The organism is Hirschia litorea (assembly GCF_042665075.1).
Taxonomy (GTDB): domain Bacteria; phylum Pseudomonadota; class Alphaproteobacteria; order Caulobacterales; family Hyphomonadaceae; genus Hirschia; species Hirschia litorea.
This window is the reverse complement of the sequence record NZ_JBHTBR010000002.1, coordinates 973,018-992,278: the sequence shown is the minus strand read 5'-3', so window position 1 is coordinate 992,278 and position 19,261 is coordinate 973,018. Positions and strand designations below refer to the sequence as shown.

Annotated in this window: 19 protein-coding genes; 18 read left to right on the top strand and 1 reads right to left on the bottom strand. The window is 47.7% G+C overall.

Going from position 1 to position 19,261, the window contains the following annotated elements:
* Positions 1 to 4: 4 nt before the first annotated feature.
* Positions 5 to 526 carry an SRPBCC family protein gene (locus tag ACFQS8_RS04620; protein WP_382166092.1) on the bottom strand — a complete coding sequence of 174 codons (522 nt, stop codon included), beginning with the start codon at positions 524 to 526 and terminating at the stop codon, positions 5 to 7.
* A gap of 114 nt (positions 527 to 640) precedes the next feature.
* On the opposite strand from ACFQS8_RS04620, the gene ACFQS8_RS04615 reads away from it, so the two are divergent.
* From ACFQS8_RS04615 to ACFQS8_RS04530, 18 genes are all read left to right on the top strand, one after another.
* Positions 641 to 1,063, top strand: coding sequence for a phage major tail protein, TP901-1 family (locus ACFQS8_RS04615; protein WP_382166091.1), 423 nt, complete (start codon positions 641 to 643; stop codon positions 1,061 to 1,063).
* Between the two features lie 5 nt (positions 1,064 to 1,068).
* Positions 1,069 to 1,362: a phage tail tape measure C-terminal domain-containing protein gene (locus ACFQS8_RS04610; RefSeq protein ID WP_382166090.1), complete on the top strand. Its 294-nt coding sequence runs from the start codon at positions 1,069 to 1,071 to the stop codon at positions 1,360 to 1,362.
* Entirely contained in the window at positions 1,359 to 1,988 is a 630-nt protein-coding gene (locus tag ACFQS8_RS04605; RefSeq protein WP_382166089.1) for a phage distal tail protein, Rcc01695 family, read from the top strand. The genes ACFQS8_RS04610 and ACFQS8_RS04605 overlap by 4 nt, the downstream gene beginning before the upstream one ends.
* Positions 1,989 to 2,000: 12 nt before the next feature.
* Complete coding sequence (locus ACFQS8_RS04600; protein WP_382166088.1) at positions 2,001 to 2,651, top strand: DUF2163 domain-containing protein; 651 nt, start codon at positions 2,001 to 2,003, stop codon at positions 2,649 to 2,651.
* The gene (locus ACFQS8_RS04595) at positions 2,651 to 3,121 is read left to right on the top strand and encodes a C40 family peptidase (protein WP_382166087.1); all 471 of its coding nucleotides are present in this window, start codon (positions 2,651 to 2,653) and stop codon (positions 3,119 to 3,121) included. The genes ACFQS8_RS04600 and ACFQS8_RS04595 overlap by 1 nt, the downstream gene beginning before the upstream one ends.
* A 9-nt stretch (positions 3,122 to 3,130) precedes the next feature.
* Positions 3,131 to 6,943: a baseplate multidomain protein megatron gene (locus ACFQS8_RS04590; protein ID WP_382166086.1), complete on the top strand. Its 3,813-nt coding sequence runs from the start codon at positions 3,131 to 3,133 to the stop codon at positions 6,941 to 6,943.
* Positions 6,944 to 7,014: 71 nt separating this feature from the next.
* Positions 7,015 to 7,968: a DnaJ C-terminal domain-containing protein gene (locus tag ACFQS8_RS04585; RefSeq protein ID WP_382166085.1), complete on the top strand. Its 954-nt coding sequence runs from the start codon at positions 7,015 to 7,017 to the stop codon at positions 7,966 to 7,968.
* A gap of 114 nt (positions 7,969 to 8,082) precedes the next feature.
* Positions 8,083 to 8,403, top strand: a complete 321-nt coding sequence (locus tag ACFQS8_RS04580; RefSeq protein WP_382166084.1) for a PepSY domain-containing protein — start codon at positions 8,083 to 8,085, stop codon at positions 8,401 to 8,403.
* Positions 8,404 to 8,406: 3 nt separating this feature from the next.
* Positions 8,407 to 9,084 carry a response regulator transcription factor gene (locus tag ACFQS8_RS04575; RefSeq protein WP_382166083.1) on the top strand — a complete coding sequence of 226 codons (678 nt, stop codon included), beginning with the start codon at positions 8,407 to 8,409 and terminating at the stop codon, positions 9,082 to 9,084.
* Between the two features lie 21 nt (positions 9,085 to 9,105).
* Positions 9,106 to 10,554, top strand: coding sequence for an ATP-binding protein (locus tag ACFQS8_RS04570; protein WP_382166082.1), 1,449 nt, complete (start codon positions 9,106 to 9,108; stop codon positions 10,552 to 10,554).
* A gap of 5 nt (positions 10,555 to 10,559) precedes the next feature.
* On the top strand, positions 10,560 to 11,246 hold the full coding sequence (locus ACFQS8_RS04565) for a tetratricopeptide repeat protein (protein WP_382166081.1): 687 nt from the start codon (positions 10,560 to 10,562) through the stop codon (positions 11,244 to 11,246).
* A 127-nt stretch (positions 11,247 to 11,373) separates the two neighbouring features.
* A complete protein-coding gene (locus tag ACFQS8_RS04560; RefSeq protein ID WP_382166080.1) occupies positions 11,374 to 11,841 on the top strand; it encodes a cytochrome c maturation protein CcmE in 468 nt (155 codons plus the stop codon).
* Positions 11,841 to 13,796 (top strand): heme lyase CcmF/NrfE family subunit, encoded by a 1,956-nt coding sequence (locus ACFQS8_RS04555; protein ID WP_382166079.1) that lies wholly within the window; start codon positions 11,841 to 11,843, stop codon positions 13,794 to 13,796. The genes ACFQS8_RS04560 and ACFQS8_RS04555 overlap by 1 nt, the downstream gene beginning before the upstream one ends.
* Entirely contained in the window at positions 13,793 to 14,218 is a 426-nt protein-coding gene (locus ACFQS8_RS04550; RefSeq protein ID WP_382166078.1) for a cytochrome c-type biogenesis protein, read from the top strand. The genes ACFQS8_RS04555 and ACFQS8_RS04550 overlap by 4 nt, the downstream gene beginning before the upstream one ends.
* A gap of 83 nt (positions 14,219 to 14,301) precedes the next feature.
* Positions 14,302 to 15,513, top strand: a complete 1,212-nt coding sequence (locus ACFQS8_RS04545; protein WP_382166077.1) for a bifunctional alpha/beta hydrolase/OsmC family protein — start codon at positions 14,302 to 14,304, stop codon at positions 15,511 to 15,513.
* Positions 15,514 to 15,595: 82 nt separating this feature from the next.
* Entirely contained in the window at positions 15,596 to 17,149 is a 1,554-nt protein-coding gene (locus ACFQS8_RS04540; RefSeq protein WP_382166076.1) for a Do family serine endopeptidase, read from the top strand.
* Positions 17,150 to 17,171: 22 nt separating this feature from the next.
* Positions 17,172 to 17,843: a response regulator transcription factor gene (locus tag ACFQS8_RS04535; RefSeq protein WP_382166075.1), complete on the top strand. Its 672-nt coding sequence runs from the start codon at positions 17,172 to 17,174 to the stop codon at positions 17,841 to 17,843.
* Positions 17,844 to 17,848: 5 nt separating this feature from the next.
* Positions 17,849 to 19,246, top strand: coding sequence for a sensor histidine kinase (locus ACFQS8_RS04530; protein ID WP_382166074.1), 1,398 nt, complete (start codon positions 17,849 to 17,851; stop codon positions 19,244 to 19,246).
* Positions 19,247 to 19,261 lie beyond the last annotated feature (15 nt).

The following is a 19,261-nucleotide window of genomic DNA, read 5'->3' as shown; positions in this document are numbered from 1 at the left end:
TGCGTTAGATAATTGTGAAATTGCTTTCTTTTTCACTATCTTCTTGCGTTTCTTTTTGTGTTTTTGATTGTTCGATACGGTCACCCCAATCGGCATAACGCAGGGCTTTGCCTGTTTCGATGAAGGATTTCATTGAACACAAAATGGCAGGCCAACCTTTTGAGACACCTTTGCGTACGGCTGAATCGTCAGGGAAGCCTTGGTGTTTGATCGTCAACATTGTGGAAGGGCCATTGGTGGTGATTTCATACGTCACCAGTGAGACGCCTTCATCATGCATGGGGCCATGGCCACCGACGCGGAAAGTGTGAACGAGTTTATGTGGAGCTTCTGATTCCAGAATTTCTCCCTGCACATCATCATTTTCAGCACGGCGAAATACGATTGTTGAACCTGATTTGAACGTTGAAAGCATGTGTGTGTCTGACCACCAGTCGCGTGGGCCATCATTCTCTGTGATGGTATCCCAAACCTTTTGAGGCGTGGCGTTCAGGTAGATGGTGTAGACGAATTCATTTGGACGCATTTTTGCTCCTCCCAGCTTATGGGTGTCAGACTAACGTGAAGCTGTCGGAAGCGACAAGGCACGTTTTGTCTCAATTAGTATTTTTCTTAATTAATTAAATCTGGAGGCGAAAATATGACAGCCCAAAAGGGGCGTGATTTGCTTGTGCGTGTGCGCAAAGAAAATACGACGCAAAGTTATGAAACACTTGCTGGATTACGCAAACGTGAAATCAAATTTGTATCGGCTGGCGTCGTGTCAACAACTGTGGAGTCTGTCTTAGGATGGCGTGAATTGCTGGCAGGTGCTGGAGAAAAATCGCTCGATATTTCTGGGGAGGGTGTGTTTGTCGATAGCGCGGCGGATACGCGATTGAGTGCAGCTTTCTTTGGAAGGGAAACGCCAGATTTTGAATTGTTCATTCCTGATTATGCGACGTTGCGTGGCCCGTTTTTAATTAGTGAACTTCGCTACGGTGGAACGCAAGATGGAGAGTTGGATTTTGCAATTACGCTTCGCTCGGCGGGCGCGATTAGCTTTGAAATGGTTGGGGAGTAGCCGTGATGGAAAATGAAGAAATCGACGCGCTAATGACGCAAGCAGGAGCACGTATGCGAGCAGAAATAACGCGTGCGTTAGCTCAGGGAGAGTTAGAGTTTAAGGATATGGCTGAAAAGATTGCACTGGATATGGGAAGGCTGGTGCTTAAGCAGATATTGGCAGGCATGCAATCGCAAAATTTAGCGCAAGGTCTGGGGGGAGGTGTCGGTGGGAATGCAAACAATGGCGGCAGTTCCGATGCACAGTTTGCCGTTGAGTTGACGCGTATTCTGCAGCAAGGGAGCCGATATATATGAGCGGTTTTCATGATGTGAGCCTGCCTATGGCGTTTGCATTGGGGGCAGCGGGTGGTCCTCAATGGCGCACGCAGGTTACGCAATTGGCGTCTGGTAGGGAATTTCGTAACGGGATGTGGGCCGGTAGCCGTAGACGGTGGGATGTGGGTGGTGGCGTACAATCACTTGCAGACCTAGAGCAATTAACAGCATTTTTTGAAGCGCGGCATGGCAGGTTATATTCCTTTCGGTTTCGCGATGTCACCGATTGGAAGTCATGCCCATTAATGCAAGAGGTTTCAGCGCTAGATCAAGCGTTGGGCGTAGGTGATGGCGTGCAAACAGTATTTCCATTGGTGAAACGATATGAAAGCGGCGGCCAAACCGTGTTGCGCAGTATATCTAAGCCTGTGGATGGACGTGTTGTTGTTAATGCCGGCGATACAAACCTCATCGAAGGATGGCGGTTTAACGCTGCCTTAAAGGCGATTGAGTTTGACGAGGCACCTGCGCAGGGAGATGTGGTGTCAGCGGGGTTTGAATTTGATCTGCATGCGCGGTTCGACACAGATACACTGGCTGTGTCGTTGGATCATTTGAACGCAGGGCGCGTGGTATCCGCGCCTATTATTGAGCTGATTGATTAAGCGAAAAAGACAATGAAAAATTTAGAAGAAGACTTCGCCGTCCGGTTAAAATCGGGCGTTGCGACGCTATGCCTATGCTGGAAATTTGAACGTAAAGATGGGCACGTTTTCGGCGCGACCGATCATGACCGTGAATTAGTGGTGGAGGGGGTGCGTTATCTGCCTGACCGTGCGTTGAGCGGGGTTGAATTTGTGAGCAATGCAGGGCTGGCCCCTGGGGGCGTAAGTGCAGATAGCGCCCTATCGGCTGACTTTGTAACGCAGGCTGACTTGCTTGCGGGGGTGTGGGATGGCGCAAAGGTTGATGTGTGGCGGGTAGATTGGATGTATCCAGACATGAAGGCGTTTGTGTGGTCTGGCTTTATTGGCGATGTAACACGTTCAGGAGACGCGTTTCGGGTCGATCTGGTGTCGGCTAAGGCAAAGTTGGAAATGCGCATAGGGCGGCTTTATACGCGCCAATGTGATGCTGACTTTGGTGACGCTCGATGCGGTGTAGATGTGCACGCCCATGAGGGGGAAGTTTGCGACAAGAGTTTCGCAATGTGTCGGGATCGATTTTCCAATCATCTTAATTTTCAAGGGTTCCCGTTTTTACCCGGAATGGACGCGATATTGGCGGGACCATCTGCAAATGGTGTGAATGATGGAGGCAAGCGCTAATGTTGCCGCGTCAGGATATCGTGGATGAAGCACGCAAATGGTTGGGTACGCCATATCAACATCAAGCAAGTTGTTTGCATGTTGGGTGTGATTGCCTTGGGTTGGTGCGGGGTGTGTGGCGAAGCGTGATCGGCGAGGAGCCTGAGAGAGCGCCGCCTTATACACCCAATTGGGCAGAAGACTTATGCGAAGAAACACTTCTGGACGCAGCGCGCCGCCATTTAACGGAGGTGCCAATCGGGAGGGTGCATGAAGGTGATGTTTTATTGTTCCGAATGGGGCTTGGCGCACCGATGAAACACGCTGCGATTATCACCGAGGCGCACGATGGGAGCGCTGTGAAAATTATTCATGCCTATTGGGGACGCGCTGTCGTCGAAACACATATGGGTTTGTGGTGGAAGCGACGTGTAGGTGGGGCGTTTTCGTTTCCCGAAACACCCCATTTTGATCATACCAATTTAACATAGGGGCGGCGCATGGCTCAACTCGTTTTTTCATCCATAGGTCAAGCCGCCGGCTCGGCTCTTTTGCCCAATGGTGTCTCCGTGTTGGGGCAGCAAGTTTCAGGGGCAGCTATCGGTCAGTTTGTTGGCTCTGTTGCGGGAGCGGCAGTGGATTCATATCTGCTTGCGCCACGCACTGAAGGGCCACGTGTCAGCGATATTCATGTAACCGAAAGCCGCGAAGGTGCGAGTATTCCAAATGTCTATGGCCGGATGCGTGTCGGCGGGAACGTTATATGGGCAGCACGGTTTAAGGAGAAGGCGACTAAAGAAGGTGGTAAGGGCGGGCCAAGCCATACAAGCTACGCCTATTCTCTGAGCTTTGCTGTTGGGCTGTGTGAGGGAGAGATATCTCGTGTTTCTCGCATATGGGCTAATGGAGAATTGATGGATTTATCCAAGGTCAATTGGCGCGTGCATACGGGAGGAAAAGACCAAGCCGCCGATGCTTTGATCGAAGCTGTAGAGACTGAAGCGCCCGCATTTAGAGGGCTTGCTTATGTGGTCTTTGAAGATTTGCCGCTGGATGCCTTTGGTATGCGTATGCCGCAACTATCCTTTGAAGTGATGCGGCCTGTGGCGCGGGATGAGAATGATGTGCCGCGTATGGAAGAGGCTATTACATCGGTAAATATGATCCCGGGGTCGGGTGAGTTTGCGTATGCAACCGATATTGTAAGGCGGGTTATACGCGAAGGGGAAGAAACCCCTGAAAACATGCATAATGGGATGGGAGAGTCTAACTTCATAGCGTCGCTAGAACAGGCAATGGCAGAATTGCCGAATCTGGCGCATGTAAACCTCATCATAGGGTGGTTTGGGAATGATTTGCGCTGTGGGGAATGCCTCATTCGTCCGGGGGTGGAGATTGCAGACAAGGAAACCTACCCTTTGCAATGGCACGTTGCGGGGCAAAATCGCGAACACGCATATCTGATTAGCCAAGATAATCTAGGGCGTTCGAGCTATGGAGGGACGCCAGATGATGCATCCGTATTGCAAGCGATAGCTGCTTTAAAACAGCGCGGGATTAGGGTGACGTTATACCCATTCCTTTTCATGGATGTTCCGCCTGCAAATGGGTTGCCCGACCCATACGGAAGTGAGGAACAAGCAGCTTTCCCTTGGCGGGGACGGATAACGTGTTCCCAAGGGGCGGAAATGAGTGCGCAGGCGCAGCTGGAGGTGGATGCATTCTTTGGCGATACCCTGGCGACTGATTTCGATGGAAATCAGTATCAGGGCAGTGATGCGTGGCGGTATCGGCGGTTTATTCTGCATTATGCAGACCTAGCGCGGCGTGCCGGCGGAGTGGATGCTTTCTTGATAGGGGCCGAGATGGTGGGATTAACACGCGTTCGGTCTGCGCGGGGGACCTATCCTGCAACAAACCATTGGATATCACTGGCAGAACAAGTGCGTTTGATGGTGGGCGCTTCCTGCAAGATTTCCTATGCGGCGGACTGGACGGAGTATGGCGCATATGTACCGCAAGATGGGCGGAATGATACGGACTTTCCATTGGATGATTTATGGGCGAGTCCGGATATCGATTTCATCGGTGTGGACTGGTATCCGCCTATGGCAGATTGGCGCAATGGGAATACACATTTAGATGCGTTGGCAGGCTGGTCGCACATATATGATTCAGCCTACTTATCGGAAAATATTGAGGGTGGTGAAGCCTATGATTGGTATTACGCCAATGCAGAGGATCGCTTAAATCAGATAAGAACGCCTATCACAGATGCGGGGTATGGGGAGGCGTGGGTGTATCGCCAAAAAGATATTCGAAACTGGCACAGGCATTTACATTATCCACGTGTAGGCGGTGTGCGTGCGATAGCGCCCACACGTTGGGTGGCGGGTGAGAAACCATTGCGGTTTATTGAGTTTGGGTGTCCGGCGGTGGATAAGGGGCCCAATCAACCTAATGTATTTTATGATCCTAAAAGTTCGGAGAATGCCCTGCCATATAATTCTTCAGGAGCACGAGATGATGTGGTGCAACGCCACGTTATTGAGGGGTTCTGCGAATATTGGCGCAATGACCCAATCTTGGATGGGGATGGTATTTCTATATGGGCGTGGGATGCGCGGCCCTTTCCGCACTGGCCAACACGAAGTGATATTTGGGGCGATGGTGACAATTGGACATTTGGCCATTGGTTGAATGGGCGTGTTGGGGTGGCTTTACTCAAAGATGTTGTGACCGATTTAGCGGGACGCAGTGCTATAGCGCTTAACGGTGCACAGTTGCAGGGCATTGTCAGTGGTTATGGGATTGATCGTCCGATGAGTTTGCGGGATGGACTAGAACCTCTTAAGCTTGCCTATGAAATGAACTGTGTTGAAAGTGAATCGGGGCTTGTATTTTCCAATGTGAACGACCCAGTCAGACAGCTTGATAAAGAGCAATATGCGCTAGATGGGGGAAGTTCCATTCACGGGGCGTTTACATCGCGCCAATCAATGGAGGCGTTTGATGCTTCCATCCGCTTGAAATTTATTGATGCAGGGAATGCTTATCAGTCTGGCGTCGTGTCTAGTGATGGCAGGGCTGGGCTGGCTATACGTGATGTGTCTTTGCCTTTGGTGCTGGATGCAAGCCAAGCTGGGACATGCGCTGAACGGTTTCGGCAGTTGTCGCTGGATGCGAATGAATCAGCAAAGCTTACACTTAGTCTTGGCGATCTGAGGTATGAATGTGGGGACCTTTTATCACTTGAAGGTGATGAGGGTGTGTGGCGAGTTGAGAAGCTGCATGATGGTGATTTGCGGCGCTTACAATTGGTGCGTCACAGACAGAACAATATTGAGATGAATGTAGGTGTGGTGCCGATCCAAGAAGAGGTGATTTCCCCGTCAGGAAGACCCCATATTGTTATAGTAGATGGTCCGCCTTTACCTGATGAGGAATTAGATGCACGTCCGCTCGTGTTTGCCTATGCAAAACCTTGGAGTGGTCCCGTGGTTTTGAAGATGGGTGCTGATGAGAGCTTGTTGAGTGAGCGTGCGCGTATTCAAAAGCCAAGCGTAATGGGACGCTTGCTAACGGCCCTTCCAGCGGGAGAGAATGGACGTTGGTTCGCGCAAAGTGTGGAGATACAGATTGGGCAGGGGCAATTGGATAGCGTGTCTGAGCTTGCAGTGTTGAATGGCGCGAATGCCCTTTTGGTAGAGACATTACAGGGTTGGGAGGTTTTGCAATTTCAATATGCTGAACTTATCGGCGTTGGAAAATATAAGGTGAGTCGATTCTTACGGGCGCAGCAGGGAAGTGATTCTGCTTCGAAATTAGGAGCTGAGATTGGTGCGCAGGTTATTTTCCTAAATGGACAGGAGACCCGAATAGAGTTGAAAGACCAAGAGTTCGGGTTGGATCTTATATGGCGAGCGGGAGGTGAAGGCGTACCATCAGACTTCATGCGTCATGGAAAATTTGTCTGGCAAAAAAGCGCTTTTCTGCAATGGCCACCCTGCCATTTAAATTCCAAAATGACGACGGATGGGTTAGAGCTGAGTTGGATTGGAAAAGCCCGTATTGGCGGCGATGTATGGGGTAATACGGAGCAATTTTCTGAATATCCAGAAGTTTATCGTGTGCAAATTTTTGACGAAAAAAATCTCGTCCGGATGTGGCAGACAGACATATCGAATACTATATATCCAGCGGCGCAAATTATGCATGACTTTCCCAATGGTGGACAGATAATAATAGAAGTCTCTCAATTGGGCTTTGACGGGATTGCAGGGCATGTGCAAACTATCGTGGTGACGATTTAAAGAGTAGAGCTTCCATTTTGTTCGTTTCATGTCTAATTCCAAGGATTAGAGTGAAGTAAAGGAATTTGACGTTGAGCTGGGATCCATATGCTGTATTGGGCGTGAGCAAGTCTGCGAGCGACAAAGAAATCAAAACGGCTTACCGCAAGCTTGCAAAAGAGCTGCACCCTGATGTGCGTCCAAATGACAAAGCTTCGGAGACGAAGTTTAAACGGATGAGTGCAGCGTTTTCGCTCCTATCTGATCCAAATAAACGTGCCCTATATGATCGCGGAGAAATTGACGCCGACGGAAATGAAAAAGCACCGCAGTTTAGAAGTGGTGGTTTTGGAGGTGGACGCGGCGGACCACATGGTTTCCAAGGCCATCCTGGAGCTGAAGGTTTTGGCGGATTTCATGGCGCTGGCGGAGCACGGGGCGGTCCAGATGTATTTGAAGACTTGTTTGGTGGGATGTTTGGCCAAGGCGGCCGCGCACGTGGCGGAGCAGGAGCTGGGTTTGCCCCACAAAAAGGCGCTGATGTTCGCTATAAGTTAGATGTTGATTTCTTAGACGCGGTCAATGGCGCACGCAAACGCGTGAGCATGGCTGATGGGCGTTCTTTGAGTGTGAATATTCCTGCTGGTGTGGAAACAGGGCAGGTGTTGCGATTGAAAGGTCAGGGGGAACCAGGACCTGGCGGAATGAACCCTGGAGATGCGCTCGTCGAGATTAATGTAGGTAGTCATCCCGTCTATGAACGCACTGGGAACAATGTGCGTATGGATTTGAATATTTCTATTGTTGAGGCTGTGGAAGGTGGTCGCGTGAAAGTGCCAACGCCTTCAGGCGAAGTATCTTTGAATATTGCTGCCGGTGCAAATAGTGGGAATGTACTACGCCTAAAAGGTAAGGGCGTACAGAATAAAACAAAACCAGGTGATTTACTGGTGAGACTACTTGTTACTTTACCAGAAAAGCCAGATTCTGACCTGATAAACTTTCTGAAAACATGGCGCGGAAGAGATAAAAATATCAGGGATTAGTTTACATCTTGATGTTTTACTTGTCGTTATACCTTACCCTACGGCAAGAGAGGCTGCGTTCATATGCATTTCGTTCAGATAGCGTTCAGAGCTTACAGGATATTCATTTATCGCATGATGCGTATTTTATCCTTCTCAGCCTTCGTAATGGCAATTATTATCGCTCCTGCACAGGCCCAAGCTTGGGGAGGGGATTCGCTTGTTCCTCAAACCGAAGCACGAAATGCAGCGCAATCGGGCCGGACTATTCCTTTTGCTAAGATAAGTCGTCAGTTAAGAGATACATATAGCGGAGAACTGGTTGATGCAGCCATGTACTCCGATGGAGAAGGCGGTTATCATTATAAGGTGACGTGGATGGGTGGAGACGGGAAACGTCTTCTGGTAAAGGTTGACGCTCTATCCGGTAAAATATTGGAATCACGTGGAGGATAAAATATGCGGCTTCTTGTTGTCGAAGATGATCCTGATCTTGGTCGTCAGTTAAAAACGTCTTTGAGCGAGGCTGGATATGCTGTTGATCTTGCCGTCGATGGCGAGGATGGACATTTCCTCGGTGATACAGAGCCTTATGATGCTGTCATCTTAGACCTCGGTTTGCCTAAGATGGATGGAGTTCGCGTGCTTGAGCGCTGGCGTGCGGATGGTAAAGTAATGCCTGTCCTTATTTTGACGGCACGTGATCGTTGGAGTGAGAAGGTTGCTGGTTTTGATGCTGGTGCCGACGATTATCTTACAAAGCCATTTATCACAGAAGAATTACTTGCACGGCTGCGTGCTTTGTTGCGACGTTCAGCAGGACATGCGAGTTCTGCTTTGGAACTTGGTGATTTGCGAGTGGACACAAGTTCAGCACGTGCAACAGTTGGTGGTCAGCCAATTAAGCTTACAGCGCACGAATATCGCGTGTTGAGCTACATGATGCATTATCAGGGACGTGTCGTGCCACGGACTGAATTAGTTGAGCACATTTATGATCAAGACTTTGATCGCGATTCGAACACGATTGAAGTGTTTGTCGGACGTTTGCGTAAAAAGATTGGATCTGACCGTATTCTAACAGAACGCGGCCTTGGCTACCGGTTGGTGGACCCAGCGGCTGAACAGTCTTCATAGCTGGGATTGGTTTGCTAAACTTTGGCTTCAGATTCGGATATCACTGAGACGGATGCACAGCGCAGCATGCCGAAATGGATGCGCGTTATCTACCGTAAAATTTGGAGCTCTATTGCGGGGCGTCTTGTCACTTTATCATTTTTAATGAGTGTGCTTGTTGTTGTGTCAGCGACAATATTTTTGGGAGCGAGCTACCGTAAAGAGACCGAAATGCTGCTGAATGGTGAGCTAGAGGCGACCATCCAAACACTTACAAATGCGCTAAATTCTGACCCAGATGGAACAATCGTTTTAGATTCTAACCTCTTGCCGAATGATCCACGTTTTCAGCGCGTTTTGTCAGGATGGTATTATGGGTATTTGGATTTATCTGATGAATTGGACGTGCAGGAGCCAGTCTTATCAAGAAGTATTTGGGATGGCGGCTTGCCCTTATCCCAAGCGCATTTAAAGCAAGCCTATGAAGGGCTTGGGCAGGTGTTCTATCATAGTGATTTAGATCCTGACGAAAAGCCTATTCGAGTCGCGGTACGGGCTGTTTTGTTGCCAGATCGAGCCACTCCAGTTGCCTTGTTCGCCGCGATAAATAGCGAGGCTGCGTTGAATGCTGAACGCGGATTGCGCAATAGGTTGGTTGCGGTTGTGGGGTTAATGTTACTTGGAATGTTGGTGGCTATTGGTTTTTTAATCCATCATGGATTGGCTCCTTTGCGCCGTATTCGAGAAAATTTGGATCAAATCCGTGATGGAAAACAGACGCGGCTGGTGGGGCATTACTCTACTGAGATAGAACCTTTGGTTCAGGATATGAATCGGGTTTTAGACCATAATCAGGAAGTTGTGGAACGTGCGCGCACGCATGTGGGCAATTTGGCGCATGCCTTAAAGAACCCAATTGCCGTATTGATGAATGAGACGGGTGGAGATGAAGTTTATTCGGAAATGGTGAAGCAAAATGCCAAGGCTATGTGGCAAAATGTGGATCATTATCTGAAGCGCGCACAAGCTGCTGCAAGAGCAGAAGTACTGGGGGCGCGTAGTGAAGTGGAACCAGCTGTTGAAGATATTGTGATTTTGCTGGAACGTATCCATCGTGATAAGAATCTGGCAGTCGAGATAGATATTGATGAAGGTGTAGTTTTCAAAGGTGAGAAACAGGATTTGGACGATCTTGTAGGTAATTTGCTAGAGAATGCTGCCAAATGGTGTAAGCGTCGCGTGCGTGTGACAGTACGCCAAAAAGAAGAGCAAATGGTTGTGTTTGTGGATGATGACGGTCCTGGTCTCAAACCAGAAGAGCGTGAAGTCGCAATACAGCGTGGTCAGAGATTGGATGAGACAGAGCCGGGAACAGGATTAGGGCTTTCTATCGTAAACGAGCTAGCTGAAATGTATGGCGGTTCTTTTGCTTTGGATAATAGTCCATTTGGTGGGTTACGCGCTCATTTGGTTCTGCCAGCGGCAACTTAAATATTATGATATTGATTTCAGTTGGAATAATTGCGAGTGCGGCATTGGCATTCTGGATAGTTAAGTCTTGGGCCATGCGTGCAAGCGTATTTGGAGCGCTATGTGTTGGCGTTGCCTGCTACGCTTTTGTTGGCGCGCCATCCTATGCGGATAATCCATTACACAAGCGATTGGATGAGATGCGTAACCAAGATCCACAAACGATTTCACCTGACCAATGGATCGCTTTATTGCAAGAGCGCGCAAAAGAAACGCCAGACGATCCTCAACCGCATAAATATATCGGTGACATGCTCATGGCTAAAGGTAAGCCAGAAGAGGCTGTACGTGCCTATCAATCAGCGCTTCGCCGTGATGCGCGGTTCGTCAGCGCACTTACACCATTGGCTGATGCTTTGGTTGCAGTGGAAGGGCGAAAGGTAACTGAACAAGCGCAAAAAATATATATTGCTGCTTTTGCCGCAGACACAAGTGATGTGAAAGCTGCTTTCATGCCGGGAATGAGATATTGGCTAGAGGGCGATCGAGACGCAGCGCGAGAATGGTGGGCCAAAGCGCAATCAATGATGCCTGAAGGTTCAAAAGCAGCAGCAGAATTGAGCGGACAAGTTGAGATGTTGCAAACCGCTATGGCAAATGTTGGGCGAGGTGAAGATGCCGAACAAGCTGATGTTCCGAATGAAGATAAATAAAACAATTGAATAAGTGCACAGCGTAGAAACAGCTATTCAGTTGAAATAGATGACAATGATAGATGATTGAGTGGAGGTGTTTGGTCTCTGCGCGGTTATACTTTTCAGATAAAAAGGGAAATTAGACATGCGCGCGCGTTCTCAAAGAGCTTGGCTGATAGCTGTAGCTGGTGTTTTACTTGTGGGAGCCGTTGCATTGGTGATGTCTGCTCTTGGAGATAATGCAAGCTATTCACGTACACCCACAGAAGTTATGACCGGGAATATCGTTTCGACTGGAGAGCGGGTAAGGATTGGTGGCTTGGTAGGTGTAGATTCTATCAAACGCGGCCCTAATGCAATTATTAAATTTGCTATTACCGACGGAACTAATGATGTCTTTGTCACATATGATGACTTGCCGCCTGATCTTTTTGAAGAAGGCCAAGGTATTGTTGCTGAAGGTATTATCCAAGCGGATGGTAGTTTGAAGGCAACACGCTTGGTTGCGCGCCATGATGAGAGCTACATGCCAAAAGAAGCGTATGATGCGCTAAAAGCAGCTGGCGGTGAAACAGCCGTTAGAGCGTCGATGTATAAAGAAGATGATATCTAATGGTTGAGCTTGGGCATATCAGTTTATTTTTAGCTTTAATCGCAAGCTTATTGGCGGCAGTATTTGGCGCAATGGGCAAAGCGAGTGAGACAAACAAGTCTATCTTGTTTGCCACAGGAGCTGCGTTGTTTAGTTTTCTGACGCTTATTTATGCATTTTTAGGTTCTGATTTTTCTGTCGAGCTTGTTGTTAAACATTCTCACTCCTTGAAGCCTATATTTTATAAACTTGCGGGTACATGGGGAAATCATGAAGGATCCATGCTCCTTTGGTGCTTGATTATGCTCATTTACGGAGCTGCTGCTGTAGGAGTGATGGAGAGAAGCGAGTTAAAAACCAAAGCGCTTGGCGTACAGGGAGGAATGGCGTTTCTTTCGCTAGCCTATTTGTTGTTTGCATCTTCTCCTTTTATTCGTCTTGATCCTGCTCCTTTAGATGGAGGCGGACTTAACCCTCTCTTGCAAGACCCTGCTTTGGCATTTCATCCACCTTTTTTATACATGGGGTATGTAGGGTTTTCGTTTGTGTTTTCATTGGCTGCAGCTGGACTTATCTTGAATAAGGTGGGTTCCGAATGGGCAAAGAGAGCACGTCCTTGGGCTTTATTTGCATGGTCAGCATTAACAATTGGAATCTCACTAGGTGCGATTTGGGCTTATTATGAATTAGGCTGGGGTGGCTGGTGGTTCTGGGACCCTGTTGAAAATGCTTCTCTTATGCCTTGGTTGGTTGGTGCTGCATTGGTGCATTCTATTATAGTCACGCAGAAACGTGGCTCGATGGCTTCTTGGACGATCTTTCTTTCGGTAATTGCATTCTGCCTGTCTATTCTGGGGGCTTTCTTAGTTCGCTCGGGTGTTTTGACATCTGTTCACGCGTTTGCGCTTGATCCAGAGCGGGGGAGATTATTGCTCATTGGATTGATGCTTGTGTCAGGGTTTGCATTTAGTTTGTTTGCGTGGCGCGGGCCGGGGTTAAAATCAGGCAATGAGTTTGATCCGGTAAGCCGTGAAGGTGCACTGATCTTAAACAATCTCTTCTTGTCTGTTGCGGCAGCCACAGTGTTAGTCGGAACTTTGTATCCATTGGCTATGGAAGTTGTGACAGGAGAAAAGTTGTCGGTTGGAACGCCCTATTTTGATCTAACATTAGCACCATTGATGGGATTGCTATTTTTAGCGCCTCCTATTGCTGTTGCTATGAGTTGGCGTGTTTCAGACCTGTCTCCAATCTTAAAGAGATTAGTGTTTGCAGGTGCCCTTGCATTGGCAGCTGGAGCCGCAGCCTTTGTAATGCTGGCAGGAAAACTCTGGGCGGTATTTGGTGTTGCTGTTGGTGTTTGGTTGATCGCGGGCACGCTATCCGACTTTGTGAAACGTCTTGGTGGTGGTGGTGTTGCAAGGATCGGCAAGCTCTCACTGGGTGTTTGGGGGCTGACTATAGCTCATGTCGGTTTAGGCATTTTTGTAATTGGAGCTGTTGTGGAAACAAATGGTCGCGTAGAACGCACATTTGCTATGACACAGGGAGAGACAGTTGAATTTGGTGGTTGGAATTTCACCTTTAATGGTGTGAACAATGGTGAAGGTCCAAATTTTTATGCTGATCGTGCATCTATTATGGCTGTGAAGGGGAGCAGATCAACTGAACTGCAGCCTGAGAAACGCTATTATCCTGCATCTGGTATGCCGACGACAGAAGTGGCGATACGCAAATCCCTTGTGGGTGATCTGTATGTCGCGCTTGGTGATCCAATACGAGGTGAAGTAAATGGGTGGACGATACGTGCATCTGTGAACCCCATGATTGACTTTGTGTTTGGGGGTGTTGGGCTTATTGCGTTGGGGGGATTTGTTGCATTTGCAGGTCAACGTAATCGACGCAAATCTGTATCTAAAAACACGAATTTGGAAGATGCCAATTTGCAGGAAGATAAAGGAGTGCCAGTATTATGATGTTAGCTCTAATATTAGCAGCTGCTTTGTCAGACGCCCCTTTACAAGATGCGGCTTTAGAAGCGCGCGCTCAAATGCTGATGAGAGAGATTCGGTGTGTATCGTGTGAAAACGAGCCAATTTCACAATCAGCTTCGGAGATAGCTGGAGATATGCGGCATCTTGTTAGGTCTCAAATTCAAGATGGGGCTTCAGATGAGCAAGTGCGTTCATGGTTTGCTGAACGGTATGGAGAATTTGTACTTTTCCGTCCTAAGGCAAGTGGTGGGGGCGCGTTCTTATGGACTTTCCCATTTGTGCTTTTAGCTTGGGTTGGTGGTGCCTTGTTTTTGGGGGCTCGTGCGAAGAGAAGGCGGAATCTTAAGCCCTTAAAAGCGGATGCTTCAACGCATGAAACAAATGATCACGAAAATGATATCTAGTGTTGATGAAATACTCGCTTGTTAAATTGTCGTTTCATCCCAACTTATGATAGTCATAATTCAAAGTTGCGGAGCAAAATATCATGCAAAATCGATTGGCTGTAGAGATCCCTGGATCATTGGGACATAAGTTAGCTGCTAAACTCGAAATGCCAGCAGGCCTTCCACGTGGGTTTGCCATTTTTGCTCATTGCTTTGCTTGTTCAAAAGATCAATTTGCGACTGCAAGAATTGCGCGTCAGCTCGTGCAGCTGGGCGTTGGTGTATTGAGGTTTGACTTCACTGGACTGGGTTTCTCCGAGGGTGATTTCTCAGACACAACTTTTTCTTCGAACATAGATGATTTGGCTGCCGCAGCGCGTTGGATGGAAGAGCAGGGCATGCCGCCTACTTTGGCTATTGGCCATTCCTTGGGTGGGGCCGCTGTGTTAGCAGCTGCCGACAAACTGCCAACGGTAAAAGCTTTTGCAACCATAGCAGCGCCTTCTTGCGCAAAGCACGTGACAGAGAATTTTGGAGCTCATATTCAACAAATTGAGCAAACAGGTGAAGCGGAAGTTGAACTTGGTGGCCGAAAAGTCGTTATCAAGAAACAATTCCTTGACGATGTTGAGGATGCGCGTGTGATAGAATCTGTGCGCAAAATGAAGCGCCCTTTGTTGGTAATGCATTCTCCAATTGACCAGACTGTTGGGATTGAGAATGCCAATGATATATTTCTGGCAGCGAAACATCCTAAGAGTTTTGTTTCTCTTGATGACTCTGACCATCTTTTAACCAATCGTGAGGATGCTCAATACGTTGCAGGCGTGATTGCTGCGTGGGCGACGCATTATGCGATATCAGCTAAGAAAGATGCAGCATCAGTAAATCCAGTAAGCGGTGATGAGCCGGTCATTGTGGAAGAGACGCCACGAGGTAAATATGAAAATTGGGTCGTGGTCGGAGATTACAGAGGGGTTGCTGATGAGCCTCAATCAGTTGGAGGAGACGGCGCAGGTCCAACGCCTTATCAGTATATGAATGCTGCCTTAGGGGCATGTACATCTATGACATTGCGGATGTATGCAGATCGAAAAGGCTGGCCAGTTGATAAAGTTTCTGTCTCAGTGACACATGAAAAAACAAAAAATGAGATTGATTCGAGTGATTTAGATGTATTTTCTCGTGCAATAACAATATCTGGAGATTTAACGGTTGAGCAGCGTGCTAGAATGTTGGAAATAGCTGATAAATGTCCTGTTCATCGCACATTGCATAGAAATAGTACCATTCGCACCACAGAATCGACATGAACCGATCTTAATTTTTTACATTAAAATATATAAAGCTCATTCCACTAAAAGAATGATGAGAGCCGAATAAAGAGGAATACAGATGAAAACGACCGGGAAAAGCCGCACCTTGAAAACATCTCTCATGATGGCCGTGTTCGGGAGTGTAGCGATTGGCGGACTGATGATGTCGCCGGTTGGAAACAGAGTTGCTGATGCAAAGCCGATAGCTGTGCAAGCGCCTGTTGGTGCACCAATGAGCTTTGCAGATTTGATTGATCGTGTAAGTCCTGCTGTTGTGAGTGTTCAGGTGACGACTGAAATCGAAGCTCCAGAGCAATATGGTGAACTTTTTGAACGTTTCCGTAATATTCCTGGATTTGAAGATTTTATGGACCGTCAGGGTAATGGTGAAGGCGAAGGTGATGAAGAAGGGCAAGGTCCCGCACCTCGTGAAGGCCGCTCTTTAGGATCTGGATTTTTCATTTCTGACACGGGATACATTGTTACGAACAACCACGTCGTTGAAAATGCATCTGAAGTTACAGTTACATTGTCGAATGGTGATGAGTTAGAAGCTGATATTGTGGGCTTGGATGAGCTTACTGATCTTGCTGTTTTGAAAGTCAAAAAACCGGGTAAGTATCCATTCGTTGAATTTGAACTAGAAAAAGCTCCACGTGTAGGCGATTGGGTCGTTGCTGTTGGAAATCCCTTTGGATTAGGCGGTACTGCGACAGCAGGTATTGTTTCAGCGAGTGGCCGTGAAATGAACGGCTCAAACTATTCAAACTTCATTCAAATTGATGCCTCTATCAACAGAGGAAACTCTGGTGGACCGACATTTGATCTTTATGGTCAAGTAATTGGGGTCAATACTGCAATCTACTCACCATCCGGTGGAAGTGTCGGTATTGGTTTTGCTATTGAGTCCAATGTTGCTAAAGACATAACTGACCGACTTATAAAAGACGGTAAAGTTACGCGTGGTTGGTTGGGTGTTTCAATCCAGTCTTTGTCGCGTGAGATGGTTGAAGCACAAGGTCTTGAAAGCGAAAAAGGTGCTTTGGTTGCGGATGTGCAGGTAGGAAGTCCTGCAGAGAAAAGCGGTATTGAACGCGGAGATGTTATTCTGTCAGTAAATGGAATCTCAGTGAATGATAGTCGTGAACTAACACGTCTTGTTGGTGGCCTAATCGCTGAGACAAAGAATGACTTCAAACTTATTCGTGACGGTAAGATCAAAACAATTCCGGTTACAATTGGAATTCGCCCTGAAGATGTGAATAGCGCATTTAACCGTGGGGAAGATACTGAGCCTGACGAGAAAGAAGCTGAGAAAGCGCCAGAAGGCAAGGAGTACCAGGGTGTAACAGTGAAGCCTCTTGGTGCAGATGAGTATGAGTTTTTTGGTTTGAAAACAACCGAAAAGGGTGTGTTTGTACTTGATGTAAAAAGAGGTAGTGCATTTGCCGAAGCGGGTATTGCTAAAGGAGATGCTCTTTTAGAGGCGCAAGGCACAGCGTTGAATTCGTCAACTGATCTCGCTAATGTTGTAGCGAATGCAAAAGCAGCAGGTAAAAAGAATATACTCGTGGCAGTTCGTAAAGGACGCGCGACAATCTTCCTACCTGTCGATATTGAAGACCTTAAATAATTGAAGAATGGGAGAGCTCGCTTTGCGCGTACTCGTCATTGAAGATGATTTAGAAGCTGCCGATTTCGTTCGCAAAGTGCTTAGCGAAGCTGGGCATATTGTGGCTGTTGAAAATGATGGTGAAGCAGGACTTAGTCGTGCTCAAGCCGAAGAATTCGATGCCATGGTTGTTGATAGAATGATGCCAAAAATGAATGGTATCGAGCTATTAACAACCTATCGCAGTGGTGGTGGTAATACTCCAGCTTTATTTTTAACAGCGTTGGGTGATGTAGAGAACCGCGTTGAAGGGCTTAAAGCTGGTGGTGACGATTACCTTTGTAAACCTTTTGCCCCGAGTGAGTTGATAGCTCGTGTAGAGGCGCTTGGGCGTCGCTCATCCAGTGAAGCACCTACGACGAAATTGCAGGTCGGTGACCTTGTGATGGACTTGCTGGCAAGGACAGTTGTGCGGGCTGAAACAAAGATTGACTTACAGCCACGTGAGTTTCGTCTGTTAGAGTTTCTCATGCGCAATGCAGGACAAGTTGTGACCCGTACAATGCTGCTTGAAAAGGTTTGGGATTATCATTTCGATCCACAGACCAATGTAATTGATGTTCACATATCGCGTTTGCGTAGTAAAATCGATAAAGATTTCGATGAGGCACTTTTGCATACTGTTCGCGGTGCGGGATATCGTTTGCAGGCATGATTTAAGTGATTATTGGCCGTCTACCAGCGTTCACTCGGACAACGACATTCCGATTGGCGTTGGTGCATACGGCGCTCTTTATTTTCTTTGCTGGTGCGCTGTTATTTTATCTATTTTCAGCTACAGCGGGTCGATTAGAGCGCGATGATTCAGACGCACTTTATTCAGAAGTAACAGCATTGACCGCCGCTTATGCAAGTGGCGGTTTTTCGCGCTTGAGTCAGTCTGTTAGCGAGAGGTCCTCTTCTCGCGGTGCTTTTCTTTATTTGTTGGTAGATGCGCAAGGTACGAAGGTTGCCGGTGATTTTGATGTTCTTCCAGCGCAGCCCCCACAAGCTGGGCAGATATATGTACCATTTTCTTATGATGCACGAAATTATGACGGTCAGGTGCAACGCAAACAAGCTGAAGGTCGGATAATAAGATTTCAGGACGGCACAGTTTTGCTTGTTGCCTATGATATTGGTGCACGTGGAGAAATGGTGAAGCGCATCACTGATGTGGTGTGGACGGCAGCTATCGCAGGACTTGTGCTGTCTCTAGTGGGAGGGGTTATTGTATCAAGGTCGGTGACGCGACGCGTTGAATCTCTTGCGCGGACAACTGAGGATGTTATGGCCGGCGATCTATCTCGTCGCGCCGTCGTGAATGGTTCGGGAGATGAATTTGATCGACTGGCAGAACGTTTAAATGCGATGTTGAGTAAGTTGGAGCGATTGATGATTGCTTCACGGTATTCCGGTGACGCCATTGCACATGATTTGAGATCACCTTTGGCGCGCTTAAGAAATCATTTGGAAACATCCCTAGCTCAAACAGGCGACCGTCAAGACTTTGAGGGAGCTATCGCGTATTCCATTGAAGAGGTGGATCGCGTCCTTGAGACATTCAACGCCATCTTACGTTTGTCTAAGGTTCAAGGTGGTCAATCGGGTACTTTCGATAGATTTAGCATTAGTGATCAGTGTATCGAGTTAGCCGAGATATATGATGCGGTTTGTGAAGAAAAAAACCGCACATTTACGGCAGATATAAAATCAAACTTGTTTGTTCATGCTGACAAATCTCTCATCACGCAAGTTATGTTCAACCTTTTAGATAACGCTGTGAAATACACACCTGAAGGTGGGGCAGTTAAACTGGTATTGCGGCGTAAGCGTTCCGGCGAAATTGAGTTCTCAGTTCTGGATAGTGGGCCGGGGATTCCAGAGAGTGATCGTGAAAAAGTGTTTGAACGCTTTTTCCGATTGGAAGAAGCGCGTACAGAGCCAGGTTCTGGGTTGGGGTTATCCCTTGTTTCCGCGGTAGCAGAGATGCACCAAGCGAAGTTGAGCTTAACGGAAGGACTACCCGGTTACGCGACGCCAGGTCTTAAAGTAAGCCTTACACTCGCTTCTGCGTAAACATCGCGCTAAACT